Source organism: Roseburia sp. 831b (assembly GCF_001940165.2).
Classification (GTDB): domain Bacteria; phylum Bacillota; class Clostridia; order Lachnospirales; family Lachnospiraceae; genus Roseburia.
This window is the reverse complement of the sequence record NZ_CP135162.1, coordinates 859,873-876,054: the sequence shown is the minus strand read 5'-3', so window position 1 is coordinate 876,054 and position 16,182 is coordinate 859,873. Positions and strand designations below refer to the sequence as shown.

The 16,182-nt window shown below is 42.8% G+C and carries 18 protein-coding genes; 1 reads left to right on the top strand and 17 read right to left on the bottom strand.

Features of this window, described 5'->3' with window-relative positions; all coding sequences use genetic code 11:
• Positions 1-4: 4 nt before the first annotated feature.
• Positions 5-1,105, top strand: a complete 1,101-nt coding sequence (gene aroC, locus BIV16_RS03910) for a chorismate synthase (protein WP_075679253.1) — start codon at positions 5-7, stop codon at positions 1,103-1,105.
• A gap of 94 nt (positions 1,106-1,199) precedes the next feature.
• Here aroC and BIV16_RS03905 read toward each other — a convergent pair whose 3' ends face one another.
• The 17 genes from BIV16_RS03905 to BIV16_RS03825 all read right to left on the bottom strand — a co-directional run bounded on the left by BIV16_RS03905 (position 1,200) and on the right by BIV16_RS03825 (position 16,162).
• Positions 1,200-1,664 (bottom strand): MarR family winged helix-turn-helix transcriptional regulator, encoded by a 465-nt coding sequence (locus BIV16_RS03905; protein ID WP_075679254.1) that lies wholly within the window; start codon positions 1,662-1,664, stop codon positions 1,200-1,202.
• A gap of 45 nt (positions 1,665-1,709) precedes the next feature.
• Entirely contained in the window at positions 1,710-2,138 is a 429-nt protein-coding gene (gene fabZ / locus BIV16_RS03900; protein ID WP_075679255.1) for a 3-hydroxyacyl-ACP dehydratase FabZ, read from the bottom strand.
• A complete protein-coding gene (gene fabF, locus BIV16_RS03895; RefSeq protein WP_075679256.1) occupies positions 2,125-3,375 on the bottom strand; it encodes a beta-ketoacyl-ACP synthase II in 1,251 nt (416 codons plus the stop codon). Before fabF ends, fabZ begins: the two co-directional genes overlap by 14 nt.
• The gene (gene fabG, locus BIV16_RS03890; protein ID WP_075679257.1) at positions 3,372-4,115 is read right to left on the bottom strand and encodes a 3-oxoacyl-[acyl-carrier-protein] reductase; all 744 of its coding nucleotides are present in this window, start codon (positions 4,113-4,115) and stop codon (positions 3,372-3,374) included. The genes fabF and fabG overlap by 4 nt, the downstream gene beginning before the upstream one ends.
• A 3-nt stretch (positions 4,116-4,118) precedes the next feature.
• Entirely contained in the window at positions 4,119-5,048 is a 930-nt protein-coding gene (gene fabD / locus BIV16_RS03885; protein ID WP_075679258.1) for an ACP S-malonyltransferase, read from the bottom strand.
• Positions 5,049-5,089: 41 nt separating this feature from the next.
• The gene (locus tag BIV16_RS03880) at positions 5,090-6,028 is read right to left on the bottom strand and encodes a nitronate monooxygenase (RefSeq protein WP_075679259.1); all 939 of its coding nucleotides are present in this window, start codon (positions 6,026-6,028) and stop codon (positions 5,090-5,092) included.
• Between the two features lie 23 nt (positions 6,029-6,051).
• Entirely contained in the window at positions 6,052-6,987 is a 936-nt protein-coding gene (locus tag BIV16_RS03875; protein ID WP_075679260.1) for a beta-ketoacyl-ACP synthase III, read from the bottom strand.
• Positions 6,974-7,777 carry an acetyl-CoA carboxylase carboxyltransferase subunit alpha gene (locus BIV16_RS03870; protein WP_075679261.1) on the bottom strand — a complete coding sequence of 268 codons (804 nt, stop codon included), beginning with the start codon at positions 7,775-7,777 and terminating at the stop codon, positions 6,974-6,976. Before BIV16_RS03870 ends, BIV16_RS03875 begins: the two co-directional genes overlap by 14 nt.
• 26 nt (positions 7,778-7,803) lie before the next feature.
• On the bottom strand, positions 7,804-8,568 hold the full coding sequence (locus tag BIV16_RS03865; protein ID WP_075679262.1) for an acetyl-CoA carboxylase carboxyltransferase subunit beta: 765 nt from the start codon (positions 8,566-8,568) through the stop codon (positions 7,804-7,806).
• Entirely contained in the window at positions 8,558-9,940 is a 1,383-nt protein-coding gene (gene accC, locus BIV16_RS03860) for an acetyl-CoA carboxylase biotin carboxylase subunit (RefSeq protein WP_075679263.1), read from the bottom strand. Before accC ends, BIV16_RS03865 begins: the two co-directional genes overlap by 11 nt.
• 11 nt (positions 9,941-9,951) lie before the next feature.
• Entirely contained in the window at positions 9,952-10,383 is a 432-nt protein-coding gene (gene accB, locus BIV16_RS03855; protein ID WP_075679264.1) for an acetyl-CoA carboxylase biotin carboxyl carrier protein, read from the bottom strand.
• A 7-nt stretch (positions 10,384-10,390) separates the two neighbouring features.
• Positions 10,391-10,612, bottom strand: a complete 222-nt coding sequence (locus BIV16_RS03850) for an acyl carrier protein (protein ID WP_075679265.1) — start codon at positions 10,610-10,612, stop codon at positions 10,391-10,393.
• A 285-nt stretch (positions 10,613-10,897) separates the two neighbouring features.
• Complete coding sequence (locus tag BIV16_RS03845) at positions 10,898-11,959, bottom strand: lactonase family protein (RefSeq protein ID WP_075679266.1); 1,062 nt, start codon at positions 11,957-11,959, stop codon at positions 10,898-10,900.
• An 82-nt stretch (positions 11,960-12,041) separates the two neighbouring features.
• Positions 12,042-13,277, bottom strand: coding sequence for a peptidase U32 family protein (locus tag BIV16_RS03840; protein ID WP_075679267.1), 1,236 nt, complete (start codon positions 13,275-13,277; stop codon positions 12,042-12,044).
• A gap of 42 nt (positions 13,278-13,319) precedes the next feature.
• A complete protein-coding gene (locus tag BIV16_RS03835) occupies positions 13,320-13,970 on the bottom strand; it encodes an O-methyltransferase (RefSeq protein ID WP_075679268.1) in 651 nt (216 codons plus the stop codon).
• A 6-nt stretch (positions 13,971-13,976) separates the two neighbouring features.
• Entirely contained in the window at positions 13,977-14,447 is a 471-nt protein-coding gene (locus BIV16_RS03830) for an endolytic transglycosylase MltG (RefSeq protein WP_075679269.1), read from the bottom strand.
• Between the two features lie 41 nt (positions 14,448-14,488).
• Positions 14,489-16,162: a ribonuclease J gene (locus BIV16_RS03825; RefSeq protein ID WP_143524692.1), complete on the bottom strand. Its 1,674-nt coding sequence runs from the start codon at positions 16,160-16,162 to the stop codon at positions 14,489-14,491.
• Positions 16,163-16,182: the final 20 nt, after the last annotated feature.

Below are 16,182 nucleotides of genomic sequence, written 5' to 3'. Positions count from 1 at the left end.
TCTTATGGCAGGTTCCACATTCGGAAATATTTTTAAAATTACAACATGGGGGGAATCCCACGGAAAAGGCGTCGGCGTTGTCGTCGATGGATGCCCGGCTGGTCTTTCTTTATGTGAGGAGGATATCCAGATTTTTCTAAACCGCAGAAAACCAGGTCAGTCCCACTATTCCACTCCAAGAAAAGAGGACGATTCTGTCGAGATTCTTTCCGGTGTATTCGAAGGAAAAACAACCGGTACTCCAATCTCACTTGTCGTTTTTAATCAAAATCAAAAATCAAAAGATTACAGTGAAATTGCATCCTACTATCGTCCGGGGCATGCCGATTATACCTTTGATTTAAAATATGGATTCCGGGATTACCGCGGTGGCGGACGTTCCTCCGGGCGGGAAACCATCGGACGTGTGGCTGCCGGTGCCATTGCCGTTAAAATTTTAAATCAGCTTGGTATCTCCTTTTTGACTTACACCAAAGCCATCGGACCTATCCAGATTGACCCACATCATTTTGATGCAAACGAGATTTCTAGAAATCCGCTCTATATGCCGGACGCTGATGCTGCCGACAATGCAAGCGGCTATTTAGATGCCTGCATGGCAGAGCAGAATTCTTCCGGCGGCATCGTAGAATGTGTCGTATCCGGAATGCCGGTCGGTATTGGTGACCCTGTCTTTGAAAAATTAGATGCCAACCTTGCAAAAGCCATCATGTCCATCGGCGCTGTCAAAGGCTTTGAGATTGGCGACGGTTTTGAAGCTGCACGCGCAACCGGCCGCGCCAACAACGATGCCTTTTGTAAAATGGAAGATGGCTCAATTGGCAAATGCACAAACCATGCCGGTGGAATCCTTGGTGGAATGAGTGATGGAAGTGATATTATCTTACGCGCCGCCATCAAACCTACCCCTTCCGTATCCGCTACGCAGCATACGGTAAATAAGCAGGGCGATGAAATTGAAATCCAGATCAAAGGACGTCATGACCCGATTATCGTGCCACGCGCCGTTGTTGTGGTAGAATCCATGGCTGCAATTACAATTGTAGATGCATTGTTTGCAAATATGAGCGCAAAAATGGATTCCCTGGAACGGTTTTATCGATAAAAACTACGTCTGTTTCTTTAAGAACGCTATATTATAAAATAGAGAAAAGGTCTGTAAATACCGGAAAACCGGCAATACAGACCTTTTCTATGAACTACTCTTCTTTTTCTTCTAAATCGTAGTTTGGTACTTCTGGCATAAATTCCTTGTACATCGTCTCTAAAATGCTTCTTAGCTTTTCTTTATCCGCCTCATCTAAATTATTTTCAAGACGGGCAACCACTTCCTCTACATAATGATAGCTGATATTATAGTAATCAATGTATTTTTGTGTAGCCCGAAGATGGTACTCTCTTCGATCCGTCTCGGACTGTACTTTCTCTACATACCCCTTTTTAATCAGGTTATTTACTTTATATGCCGCATTTGGAGAGGAAATCTTCAAAAAGGATGCGAATTCATTAATCGTTGGTTCCTTCATTGCATAGATGGTCTCCATACAAAAAGATTCTACCGTTGTCAATGTTGCTTCCCTTGCTGAAAAATGTCCAAACACTTCCTGATAAAAATGTAACTTAAATTTGGAATAAACACCGTAAAATGCATCCTCTAGCTTCATTTGTTTACTCTCCCCTTTTTTTCTTCAAGAGACAGTATAGCAAGTTCAGGCTCCAATTGCAAAGGAAATTTCTGCGGTTGCCGCCACTTTGCCATCCACGGTTGCAACGGCTTTTCCCATACCGACAGGTCCTCTTCTTGCAATAATCTTGCATTCCAATTCCAAAACATCTCCCGGAACTACCTTCTGTTTAAATCTTGCATTCTTGATTCCACCAAAAAAAGCCAGCTTTCCTTTGTTTTCTTCCTCGGAAAGAATTGCAATTGCACCGCACTGTGCCAGGGCTTCAATAATTAAAACGCCTGGCATAACCGGCTGCCCCGGAAAATGACCTAAAAACTGCATCTCATTTGCGGAGACACATTTGATGCCCTTTGCATAGACACCTTCTTCTAGTTCCGTAATTTTATCTACCAGCAAAAATGGATAGCGGTGTGGCAAAATTTTTTGAATCTGTTCGTTATCTAACTGCATTGCCATCCTCCTCCCAGCGTTTCATGATTAAAGTTGCATTATGACCACCAAATCCTAAGGAATTGGACAATGCATACGTAACATCTGCCTCTCTTCCCTGGTTTGGAATGACATCAAGATTACATTCCTCATCCGGCACCTTATAATGAATGGTTGCAGGAAGATATTGATCCTCCAACGCTTTTAGACAGAAGATTGCTTCGACCGCACCGCTTGCACCTAACAAATGTCCGGTCATGGATTTGGTAGAGCTGATTGGCACCTTCGTCTCTTCACCGAACACCAGTTTGACTGCCTTTGTCTCTCCAAGGTCATTCAGTGGTGTACTTGTGCCATGTGCATTGATATATCCTATGTTTTCCGGTGTGATACCGGCATCTGAAATTGCAAGTTTCATACATTCTGCCGCACCGCTTCCATCCGGCAATGGAGCTGTAATATGATAAGCGTCACAGTTTGTGCCATATCCAACCATTTCTCCTAAAATATGGGCGCCACGTGCCTTTGCATGCTCGTACTCTTCCAAAACAAGGATTCCTGCACCTTCTCCCATCACGAAACCATGACGTTCTTTGTCGAATGGAATGCTGGCACGCTCTTTGTCTGTACCTGTACATAATGCCTTCATGGAAGCAAACCCACCAAGCGCAAGCGGTGTAATAGATGCTTCCGTTCCTCCACAAACACATGCGGATAAATAGCCATCCCGAATTTTTAAAAATGCTTCGCCAATTGCGTTGGTTCCACTTGCGCAAGCGGTCACGACACAGGTACTAAGTCCTGTCAGACCATGCGCAATCGCAATCTGTCCTGCTGCCATATTGGAAATTGCCATCGGAATAAAGTACGGTGAGATTCGTTTAAACCCAGCCTCTCTTCCGTGATCCTGTTCTTTTTCAATCACGCGAAGTCCGCCAATTCCAGACGAAACAATCGTTCCCACCTTGGACTTATCCGGGAATTCTCCTGCCTGGGCAAGCGCCTCATCTGCCGCTACCATCGCAAACTGGACAAAACGATCCATTTTTCGTAAAGACTTCTTTTCTAGATGCTCTTCTGGATGAAAATCTTTTACCTCTGCTGCGAGGGATACTGCCGTCATAGACGCATCAAACTGTGTAATCTCATCGATTCCACATTCCCCCTTTTTTGCTGCATTCCAGGATTCTTCTACGTTATTTCCGATTGGGCTTACCATTCCCATTCCGGTTACTACTACTCTTTTTTTCAAACTCATACTGCCATTCCTCCGTCTACACATAACACCTGTCCCGTAATGTATCCGGCATCCTCGCCTGCCAAAAAGGCAACCGCATTCGCCACATCCTTTGGTTCCCCCATTCGCCGCATCGGAATTGACTTCACCATCTCTTCTCTTGTCTTATCCGGTATTGCATCTACCATCTCCGTTGCAATCATTCCTGGTGCAATCGCATTTACTGTAATGTTCCGGCTTGCCACTTCTTTTGCAAGGGATTTGGTCATTCCAATCACGCCTGCCTTGCTGGCGCTGTAATTCACCTGTCCCGCATTTCCTCTGACCCCTGCAATACTGGAAATGGTAACGATTCTTCCATAACGCTGTCTGATCATGACCGATACCGCTGCCTTCATTCCATAAAATGCTCCGGTCAGATTTAAATCAATGACTTTTTGAAATTCTTCTTCTGACATACGAAGCAGCAGATTGTCTCTTGTAATCCCTGCGTTATTCACCCAGACCTGAACCTTTCCGGTAAGCTTTAAAGCTTCTTTCATCAAAAAGTCACAGTCCGCTTTTTGGGACATATCTGCTTTTACAGCCACTGCCTGCACGCCAAACTGTCTGCATTTTTGTACGACCTCTTCTGCCGCTTCTTTCTGGTGTCCATAATTGACTACCACATGAAATCCACGTCTGGCTAATTCGATGCAGATGGCTCTGCCAATTCCACGCCCGGCTCCTGTGACAACTGCAACCTGTTTTTCTTCTTCCATTCTTTATTCCCTTTCCTGCTTTAAAAACGCTAAAGCTTCTTTATAATCTTCCACACAATCAATACTTCTTACCTGAAGTTCTGGCGCTGTCCGTTTTAAAAAGCCAGCTAATACTTTTCCGGGACCAACTTCTATCACGTGCGTGATGCCATCCTCCTTCATATTTTTCAGGATGTCTTCCATATGAACTGCTGTTTTAATCTGTTTTGTTAAAAGTTCTTTGATTTCATGCTCTGTCTGCATTGGTTTTGCCGTTACATTCGAATAGACTTTTATCTTTGGCGTCTGAAATTTGCAAGAATCCAAGTATGTTTGTAGTTGCTTTGAGACTTCCTCCATATAGCTGGTGTGAAATGGCCCACTCACCTTCAGGCGGATGCATTTTCGAACCCCCTGTTCCTTCAAAAGCGCCTCTGCTGCCGCTACTCCTGCTTCTTCACCTGCAATCACAATCTGTCCGGTCGCATTGTAATTTGAAATCTCAACTCTTCCAGACTGCTTTGCCTTCTCTACCGCCTCTTCCACCAGTTCACGCTGTGGTGTCATGATGGCTGACATCGCGGTTGTAACACCTTTTGCAGCCTCTTGCATAATGCTGCCCCGATAACTGCAAAGTTCATACAGGGTAGGAAGATCCATCGCCTGTGCCAGATAAAGGGCACTGTATTCTCCTAAACTAAGCCCTGCCGTACTTGCAATTTCAAGCCCTTCTTTTTGCAAAAGTGCAACGATACCGGCTGCGTATGCAACAAGAGCCGGCTGCGTATGCTTTGTCTGCGATAATTCCTCCATCGGACCGTCAAACATCATCGACTTTATCTTTTCACCTGCAAGGTCAATACACCCGGCAAATTCCGGATAGGTCTCATAAAAGTCTTTTCCCATTCCGACTTTCTGGCTTCCCTGCCCTGCAAATAACACTGCTAACTTCATTCGATTCTCCCTTCTAGCCTAAACTTTGTCTTTTCTGCCCGTTACGATTCTAAAATTCCATTGGTACCCGCTAACTTCTCCTGGGCTGTCTTTACCATTTCCTCTAACACCTGCGCAATCGTTTTTTCTTCTTTTAACATTCCGCACACCTGACCTGCCATCAATGACCCCGTCAGCGTGTCCCCCTCGAATACAGCTCTTCTAAGCGAGCCAAGCGTATATTTTTCCAGCTCCATTTTATCTGCGCCAGCCTTCTCCTGCTTGACATACTCTCTTGCCATCTGATTTTTTAAGATTCGAACTGGTGTTCCAGCAATTCTTCCTGTCACAATTGTGTCGTTATCCTTTGCCTTAAGCACTGCCTGTTTGTAATTTTCATGAATTGGGCACTCCTTCGTTGGCAAAAGACAGGTTCCAATCTGAACCCCACTTGCACCAAGCAATGCAGCCGCTGCCATCTGTCTTCCATCCGCAATTCCCCCTGCGGCAATGACCGGAATCGAAAGCGCATCTACCATCTGTGGAATAAGTGCCATTGTGGTCATCTCTCCTACATGGCCACCACTTTCCGTTCCCTCAGCAATCACGGCATCTACCCCTAATTTTTCCATTCGCTGTGCCATCAAAACACTAGATAGCACCGGAAAAACCAAAATTCCATTCTCCTTAAAACCTTCAATATATTTTCCAGGATTTCCCGCTCCTGTTGTCACAAGTGCAACACGCTGTCTTTGAATCACCTCTGCCTGTTCTGCTGCTTTTGGATGCATCAACATCAGGTTTACCCCAAATGGTTTCTTGGTCAGACGTTTACATGTTACAATGCTTTCTTCTAATTCTTCCGGACTCATACCGCCTCCTGCGATAATTCCAAGTCCACCCGCATTTGAAACGGCTGCCGCAAACTCTGCTGTCGCGATATTTGCCATTGCACCTTGTATGATGGGATACTGTATCCCTAACATTTTATGTAACTGCATGTTATTTCCTTTCTTTTCTTATCCTAACAATCTAAAAGTGCTGCTCCCCAGGTAAATCCGCCTCCAAAACCAACTACGATTACCTTTTTCCCTGGACAAAGTAAGCCTTGCTGCCTCATGTCATAGAGTGCTAATGGGATGCTCGCAGCCGATGTATTGGCGTAATTTTGGATATTGCAAAAAAATTTTTCTTCCGGGGCATGCAGCTTTTTTCTCACATAATCGATAATCCGGTAATTTGCCTGATGACAAACCACATAATCAATGTCATCCATCGTAAGGTGATTTTGTTCTAAGATTCTTGCAATGCTTTTTTGAATCTTATCTACTGCAAAACGGAACACTTCTTTTCCATTCATGTGAATGTAAGCATCCTTTGTAAAACGAAGGCTCTTACAATAAAGCGGCCCTGCATTTCCGTCGGCTCCCACAAAACAGTCAAAGGATACCTCCTTTTTCTTTTCCACGACAACGGCACCAGAGCCATCCCCAAACAAGACACAGGTGCTTCTGTCTGTAAAATCCGTAATTTTTGATAACTGTTCGGTTGCCATGAGCAATGCACATTGTCCAACTTTTAACAATCTGTCTGCCAGATAAAGTCCATATAAAAAGCCGGAACAAGCTGCATTAAAATCAAATACCGGTATCTCCTTTTTGACGGAAAGCTCTGCTGCGACCCTGCATGCAACCGAAGGTGTCACATAATCCGGTGTCACCGTTGCAAGTAAAATCAAATCGAGGTCTTCCTCTTTTTTCCCACTGTCTGCAATCGCTTCCTTTGCCGCCGCAAGTGAGAGGCTTGCATTTGTTTCCTGCTCTGACACATAGCGATTCTTAATGCCGGTCCTCGACGAAATCCATTCATCTGAGGTGTCCACCATCTTGCTTAAATCTTCATTGCTCACGATTTTTTCTGGCAATGCATGGCCATAGCCAATGATTTTAATCCCTTCCATCTAGTCCCTTTCTACGATATTTTTCAAATCGTCTTTTGAGCAGTTCCTCCGTCTTTAACCCACAAAGTTCGCTCAATTCTCTTTGCAGCATCTCCTTGAATGCCGCAATTGTAATACTTTTATCCACCTGAACACCTTCTGGCGTTTCCTTTAGAATTCCGTCAATCAAACCATCCTTGAAAAGTTCGTCCGCAGTCATTCCCATTACCTTTGCTGCATCCTTACACTTTTTGGAATCCTTCCACAAAATAGTTGCGAATCCTTCCGGTGACAAGACGTTATAAACCGCATGTTCTAACATATAAACTTTGTCTGCCACGGCAAGTGCTAAGGCTCCACCACTGCTTCCTTCTCCGGTAATTACACAAACGATTGGCGTCTTTAAACGGCTCATCTTGGCAAGATTATTGGCAATCGCAATACTTTGTCCATTGCTTTCCGCCTCAATTCCCGGATACGCCCCCGGTGTATCCACAATGGTAATGACAGGTCTATGAAACTTTTCTGCCTGCTTCATCAATCGAAGCGCCTTTCGGTATCCTTCCGGCTGTGGCATTCCAAAATTCACCGCTGCATTCTCCACTAAGTTATGACCTTTCACATGTCCGATGACCGTAACAGGCTGCCCTTCAAACAGCGCAATGCCGCCAAGGATACTCGCATCTTCCATTCCAAGTCTGTCCCCTTTTAGTTCTACGAAATCGGTAAACAGTTCCTCTATGTAATCTCTTATGTTTGGTCGCTTACAGTCTCTTGCAAGCATTACATGATCATAAGCACTTAATTTCATTGTATTAACCCGCTTTTCTCCTAAATTTATCTCCTGCTTTTATGCAAAAAGAGAATTTTTCCTAAGAACTTTTTCATTTCACTTTTGTCTAACACGGCATCTACAAAACCATGCTCGCATTGAAATTCACTGCTCTGAAATCCATCCGGCAGCTTTTGTTTGATGGTCTGCTCGATTACTCTAGGTCCTGCAAATCCAATCAATGCATTTTTTTCAGCAAGAATAATATCTCCTAAAAATGCAAAACTTGCACTGACACCGCCTGTCGTTGGATGGGTCAAAATCGAAATGTAAAGTCCTCCATTTTCTTTAAAACATTCAATCGCCTGTGCTGTTTTTGCCATCTGCATTAAAGAGAAAAGCCCCTCCTGCATTCTGGCTCCGCCACTCGCAGAAACAATGACAAGCGGAAGTTTTTTTCTTCCCGCCGCCTCGATTGCTAGCGTAAGCTTTTCTCCTACCACAGTACCCATGCTTCCCATCATGAAATCACCGTTTAATACACAAAGCACAACCGGTGTTTTTTCAACCTTTGCATACCCTGTAATGACAGCATCTTCCTCGTTTGTCAGTTCCTTCATTTTCTTTAACTTCTTTTTGTAATCCGGGAAATGAAGCGGGTCTGTTGTTTTAACGCCTGCATTCTTTTCCACGAAGGAATCCTGATCTGTCAAAAGTGAAATCCATTGTCTCCCCTTATTCTGCTCAGGCTCTTTTTCCTGCAGCCCCTCTTTTCGGTATTGGCGGAACTTTAAAAATACCGTCCGGTTCTGTTCAAACTCACCTGCCATGTGCTTCACTCTCCTTTTTCCAGTTCAGTATCTTCTCGGTCTCGCTCTCCAAAAATTTGGTGTGAAAATCACCTTTTAAATAGTCTTTGTGATAGGTGAGCAAAAATAAAAATGTTGCATTCGTATCAACGCCATCCACAACCAATTCCTCGAGTGCGACACGCATTCTGTGAATTGCCTCTAATCTGGTATTTCCATATGCAATCACTTTTGCAATCATGGAGTCATAAAATGGGCTTACCTCACATCCTGGATACATTGCGGATTCCACACGGATTCCAAGACCTGCCGGCAAATGCAGCATTTTGATTTTTCCCGGAGACGGAGCAAAATTTTTCTCCACATTTTCCGCATTAATACGGCACTCAATCGCATAACCGTGGATTTTTACATCCTGCTGACCGATACTTAACCGATTTCCTGCCGCCACTTTGATTTGTTCCCGGATGATATCAATTCCCGTAATCTCTTCCGTGATGGGATGCTCTACCTGAACCCTGGTATTCATCTCAATGAAGTAGTAATTCATATCGTGATCCAGGATAAACTCCACGGTACCAACACCTCTGTAATTTACGGCTCTTGCAATCGCAACCGCATCCTGCCCCATTCGTTGACGAAGCTCCTCGGTCAAAACCTTCGCAGGCGCTTCCTCCATCAGTTTCTGGTTTCTTCGCTGTAAGGAACAATCTCTTTCCCCTAGATGAATCACATTTCCATAATTGTCTGCTAAAATCTGAAATTCGATATGACGTGGCTTTATAATAAGCTTTTCAAGATACATATCTCCATTTCCAAAGCATGAAATTGCTTCTGCTTTTGCACTGTCAAAAGCTTTTACCAACTCTTCCTCATCCTCTGCCGTTCGCATTCCTCTTCCGCCGCCGCCGGCAGAAGCCTTACAAAGCACCGGATAGCCAATCTCATTTGCAATTGCGACGGCTTCCTCTGCCGTCTCCACAAGCTTTTTGGAACCTGGTACAACCGGAACATTCTGCTGTTTTACAATCTCTCTCGCATTGTTCTTATCCCCTAGCTGAATCATATTTTCCGGTGTCGGTCCAATGAAGGTAATTCCCTCTTCCTGGCAGAGTCTTGCAAAATCCGCGTTCTCCGATAAAAAACCAAATCCAGGATGTATCGCCTGACATTCGTAGTGTTTTGCAACCTCAACAATCGCGTTCATGTTTAGGTAACTGTCCTTCGCAGGTGCCGGTCCGATACAGACGGCAATGTCCGCCATCTGCACTGGCATACTGTCCTTGTCTGCTTTCGAGTAAACAACTACAACCTCCATTCCCATGGTTCTTGCACACCGTAGGATTCGCATTGCAATCTCTCCTCGATTGGCGATTAAAATGCGCTTAAACATCTGCTAACCTCCTAATCCATCCACATGATTTCCTGTCCGGCACTGACAAAATTTCCATCCTCGACCAAGATTTTTTTGATAACACCGCTATATGGTGCTTCAATCTCACTAATCATCTTCATGGCCTCCATCAGACCAATGACCTGACCTTTCTCGACGTGTTCCCCTTCTTTTACAAATGGTTCCTCACCCGGCTTTGCGCTTCTGTAAAAAGTTCCAACCGTCGGTGCCGCTACAACCTGGCCATGACTTTCTTCCGCCGCTGCTTCCGGCTCTTTGACTTCCTTTGTCATTGTCTTCGGCTGTTCTGTCAAAACAGTCGTCTGAACTTTTGCTTCTTCTTTTTTCAGACGTAAACTGTCTTCCCCAAAGTGAACTTCCATTTCACCAAGACCGCTTTTTTCAAAGCGGTCCATCAATTCATATATTTCCTGTAACTGCATTTTATCCTCACATTGCCTCTAAGTAATTTACAATATCACCGACTGTAACAAATCCTTCTAATGCTTCATCACTGATGGTAATTCCAAAAGCTTCTTCGATTGCAAGGTTAAGTTCCACTGCATCCAAAGAATCCATTTCCAAATCATCCTTTAAGGATGTCTCTAACTGGATATCCTCCCCATTACAATTGATGGTGTCTGAAATAATTGTTCTTACTTTCTCTAACATAACATTCTCCTTTTTGTTTCCATTTATTTATCTAATTTTATTTAGTTAAATATATTTAACTAATACAGATATGAAATTAGCACAACACCTTTCTTTTGTCAAGAATAAAAAAGAATCCTGCTTGCAGGATTCTCCGCCTGCGGCGGGTCGCATTTGCGACATTGTTCAACTCCGCCGCAGTGCGATCCCTGCGGAGCATTTTTTTATGTAATAGGAACGAAATTTCCTATTACATAAAAAAAGCTGCACACGCATAAAAACGTGTGCAGCCTTTTCCGCTAAAAATTATTCCTGTTCTAATTTTAAGATATAAATACTGTTTGGCTTGTCTACCTTGACTGGTTTTCCAACCTCAAGGGAGCATTTTTTCTCGAAATCAATCTGATAGGAAACAATCTCATTGGTTCCGTTATTTAATGTCAAATAATGTTTTTCATCCGGGTAAATGGCGAGCATCTTTGGATAATCGCTGTAAACCCTGGTATTGAAAATCTCGGTTAACATGCCGGTCTTTTCGTCGATTTCAAAGCAGTTGACACTGTCAACACCTGCATTACTGCAGAATAAGTATTTTCCGGATTTGGAAATTTCCATGCCGGATGCAGCGCAGGAGTCATCATCCCCTTTTTCTTTGGTCGAGATAGTCTGAATCTTCTCGAATTTTGGCATATCATGTTCGACACTGTAAGCATATACTTCCACAATGTTCAGTAATTCATACAAAATATAGGCATATTTGTGGTCTCTGGAAAAACGAATCATACGCGGTGCAGACTCTAGTGGTCCTCTTACAATGTCGACTAATGTAAGTTTTCCTTTTTCATAGTCTACCTTGTAAACCTTGGTCTGATCTAGCCCATTATCAACGGCACACAAAAACTTCTGATCCGGTGTTAATTTCACACAGTCAACATGTGGTACAAAATTACGCTGTGCGATGCTTCTGCCGGTTCCTTTATGGAAAATTCCATCTGCAATGTCTCCGATGCTGCCATCTTCATTCAAGTGCATCATCGTAACTCGTCCATCATGATGTCCTGCCACAAAAAGATAACGATTCTCATCATCTACTTCTACATAGCAGCCTCTGATTCCGCCGATTGCCTGTTTGTTGATTGGTTTTAAGTCTCCATCTGGTAAAATCTGGAACGATTCTACCCCTTCATCCGCGATGGAGTAAAGAAATCTTCGGTCTTTCGATACTACGAGATCGGACGGATTGTTGATTGGAACTACCTTACGCTCTTTTAACCCTGCATTGGTTGTGTCCACATCATAAATATGAATTCCTACACTGTTTTCATGGGTATAGGTGCCCACATAAGCTACGTACTTCTCCTGTTTCATCTCAATACCATTCCTTTCTTATTGCTTACAGACTCTCTACATGCCTCTGACAACCCGGTATGTTTTGAAGATGTTTTTCGCTTTACGCATCTTCTTCTTTTCTGCGCAAAATATCGTATTTTTCTAACGGCTGTCCTAAATCAAGATATAAAACCTGTTTTGGATGTGGTGCAGATTCCATCTCATGACCTTCTTCATCCAAAATCCGTTTTACCGTTACAACTATATTATCGCCGTTTGGCTTCATAACTTCAATAGTTTCTCCCACAGAAAATTTATTTCTTTGCTCAATCCGGTACAATCCCACTTCATTCTGCTCTCCGACAATACCAAGATAGGTGTATTCTTTCACATAAGTGTTGTTGTCGTATATCTGAGCTTCTTCCGTTGGCTTTCCAAAAAAGAATCCCGTTGTAAACTGACGGTAAGTACAATTGGAAATCTGGTCTAAATACCACGGCATATTCTGTTTGTAAAGTTCCGGTGATTTGTTGTAATCATCGATTGCCTTGCGGTAGGTTCTTGCAACCGTTGCCACATAAAGCGCCGTCTTCATACGTCCTTCGATTTTTAAACTGTCAATACCAGCGTCTAAAATCTCTGGAATATGCTCAATCATACATAAATCCTTGGAGTTAAAAATATAGGTTCCACGCTCATTTTCATAAACCGGCAAATATTCTCCCGGACGTTTTTCTTCCACAACGGAGTATTTCCATCTGCATGGATGGGTACAGGCTCCCTGGTTTGCATCTCTTCCTGTAAAGTAGTTACTTAAAAGGCATCTTCCAGAATAAGAAATACACATTGCTCCGTGAATAAATGTCTCTATCTCCAAATCGTCTGGAATATTAGCACGAATCTCTTTAATTTCCTGCAGTGAAAGTTCGCGTGCGGAGACAACTCTGCTGGCTCCCTGGCTGTACCAGAACTGATAGGTTCCGTAGTTTGTATTGTTTGCCTGTGTACTGATATGTCTGTCAATCTCCGGGCAAATCTCCTTTGCAATCATAAAAATGGCTGGGTCCGCAATAATAAGCGCATCCGGCTTGATTTTCTTTAATTCTTTAAAGTACTCTCTTACACCCTCTAAATCACTGTTGTGCGCTAAAATATTGGCTGTGACATATACTTTCACGCCATGCTCATGTGCAAAATCAATTCCTTCTTTCATTTCCTCTAAGGAAAAGTTTTTTGCTTTTGCGCGGAGTCCGAACACCTCTCCACCAATATAAACAGCATCTGCTCCAAACACAACTGCTACTTTTAATACTTCTAAACTACTGGCTGGAACCAATAATTCTGTTTTTCTTCTCATAAATCTATGCCTTTCCATTTAACTACTTGTGTAGTTTTATCATTAACTATTTTCTTTCTTGCTGCTGACCGTAATGCCATCCCCGATTGGAAGCACGGCTGTCACAAGCTCCTCATTGTGTGTTAATTCATAAAGATAATCACGCATTCTTTTATGGATGGTACGATTTCTTCTCGTCACCGCAAAATGGGATTCGATAATGTCACCATCCTGCAGTACATTATCCGAAATCAGGACACCACCTGGTTTTAAAAGTCTAAGAACATCCGGCATGAAATGGATGTACTGTCCTTTTGCCGCATCCATAAAAATCAGATCATACGGCTCGTCTAATTCTTTTAAAACATCAGCAGCATCGCCTTCCAGTAAGGTAATCTGGCTTTCTTTTCCTGCCCTCTTAAAGTTCTCTTTTGCAATTGGAATACGCTTTTCATAATTCTCAATGGTCGTAATACGACAATCTGCCGGACCATACTCTGCCATTAATATGGCAGAAAATCCGACAGCTGTACCAACCTCTAAGATACGCATCGGCTTACTTACCGAAAGGAACATCTTTAAAAAAGACTGCATTTCCTTTCGTATAATCGGCACAAACGTATCTAGCGCTTCCTTTTCAATTTGATCTAATATCTTTGTATTTCCTGTGTCAAGTGAGTTTATATATGTCACTAATCTCTCATCAACAATCACGCTATATTACTCCTCAATCTGACTCTGTGTTCCGATCTCCTGCGTGCTTTGTGTATCCAAAGCCTGCGTGTCCGCTTCCACCGTTTCCATCTCCTGTGTCTCGGTCTCCTTCTCCTTATCCGTTGCCATTAAAGCCATCATTTCTTCCGGCTCCATGGAGGTATTTAAAACATACACACCTGGCTGCAATTTATGGGAATAGGAGGAAAGTTTCAATTGAACTACAAAAAGTTTTGCATCCCTTGTAAGACCTTTTTCCTCTAACATCTGCGCAATCTCATACTCAGACATATCCGATGTCACCTGGACTGTCACATCTTTTCCAGGGGCACTTTCCATTGCCCCTTCGGTAAAGACTCTGTATCCAAAGTCATATCCAAACATTCCAAGCTTGGTCAGACCAAACACTACAAGAAGAATGACTAACACTGAAAAACTGATTCGTACAAATTTAAAAATTGCTTTATTAAGATTCATTGTCCACCTCGCTCGTCTTTTCCACAGAGTCTTTTATCTGACTAGACTTCCATAATGATTGGCATAATCATTGGTCTTCTCTTTGTCTCTTTCCAGACAAATTCGCCAAGAGCATCCTTAATCTCGGTCTTAATCTTGCTCCAGTCTGTAATATTGCGGTCCATGCAATACTGCATCTTTGCTTCTAAGACCTGTTTTGCTTCATCCATCAGGCTCTCAGAACCTCTTACATAAACAAATCCTCTGGAAACGATATCTGGTCCAGCCAGAACCTGTCCGCTTCCTGCCTCTAATGTCAGGACAACAATGATAATTCCATCCTCTGCAAGATGCTGTCTGTCGCGCAATACGATATTTCCGACATCACCGACTCCAAGACCGTCTACCATGACATCGCCAACATGTACACGCCCTGTCACAGCAGCGCTCTCACTGTCTAATTCCAATACATCTCCGGAAGACAATAAGAAAATATTATCTTTGTCAATGCCAAGTTCCTCTGCCACTTTTGCCTGCGCAATCAGGTGACGATATTCACCGTGAACCGGAATCGCATACTTTGGACGTACCAGAGAATAAATCAGTTTGATTTCTTCCTGGCATGCATGACCGGATACATGAACATCCTGGAAAATAACATTTGCACCCTTCATGGAAAGTTCGTTGATAATCTTGGAAACCGCTTTCTCATTACCTGGGATTGGATTGGAACTTAATACAATGGTATCGTTTGGCTTAATGGTAATCTTTTTATGCATACCAGATGCCATACGGGATAACGCTGCCATGGACTCACCCTGGCTTCCCGTTGTAATTAAGACAGTCTGTTCATCCGGGTAACGTTTTACCTCTTCGATATCAATCAATGTGTTGTCCGGGATATTAATATAACCAAGTTCAGAAGCGGTTCCAATGATGTTTACCATGCTTCGTCCCTCAATGACAACTTTTCTTCCATTCTTGTATGCAGTATTCATAATCTGCTGCACACGGTCTACATTTGATGCAAAAGTTGCAATGATAATTCTTGATTTCTTGTGGTCCTCAAAAATCTCATCAAATGTCTTACCAACTGTTTTCTCAGACATAGTAAATCCAGGTCTCTCTGCATTTGTACTATCACACATCAGCGCAAGAACACCCTTTTTACCAATCTCACCAAAACGCTGTAAATCGATTGCATCACCAAATACTGGCGTGTAATCTACTTTAAAGTCTCCGGTATGCACAACAATACCTGCTGGTGAATAAATCGCAAGTGCAGCTGCATCCTGGATACTATGGTTTGTCTTAATAAATTCCACACGGAAACATCCTAAATTGATGTGCTGTCCGTATTTTACAACCTTACGTTTTACTTTTGTAAGCATGTTATGTTCTTTTAATTTATGTTCAATGATACCAATGGTTAACTTTGTCGCATAGATTGGCACATTGATGTCGCGAAGGACATAAGGAATCGCACCAATATGGTCTTCATGACCATGTGTGATGAAAAATCCTTTTACTTTATCAATGTTATCTTTTAAGTAAGTAACATCCGGGATTACCAGATCAATTCCGTACATGTCATCTTCCGGGAAGGATAATCCACAATCTACTACAATAATACTGTCTTCATATTCAAACGCTGTAATATTCATTCCAATCTGCTCTAATCCGCCAAGAGGAATGATTTTAAGCTTTGAAGTGCTTTCTTTCTTTTCGCCTTTCAAATTTTTACCTCCATTATTTT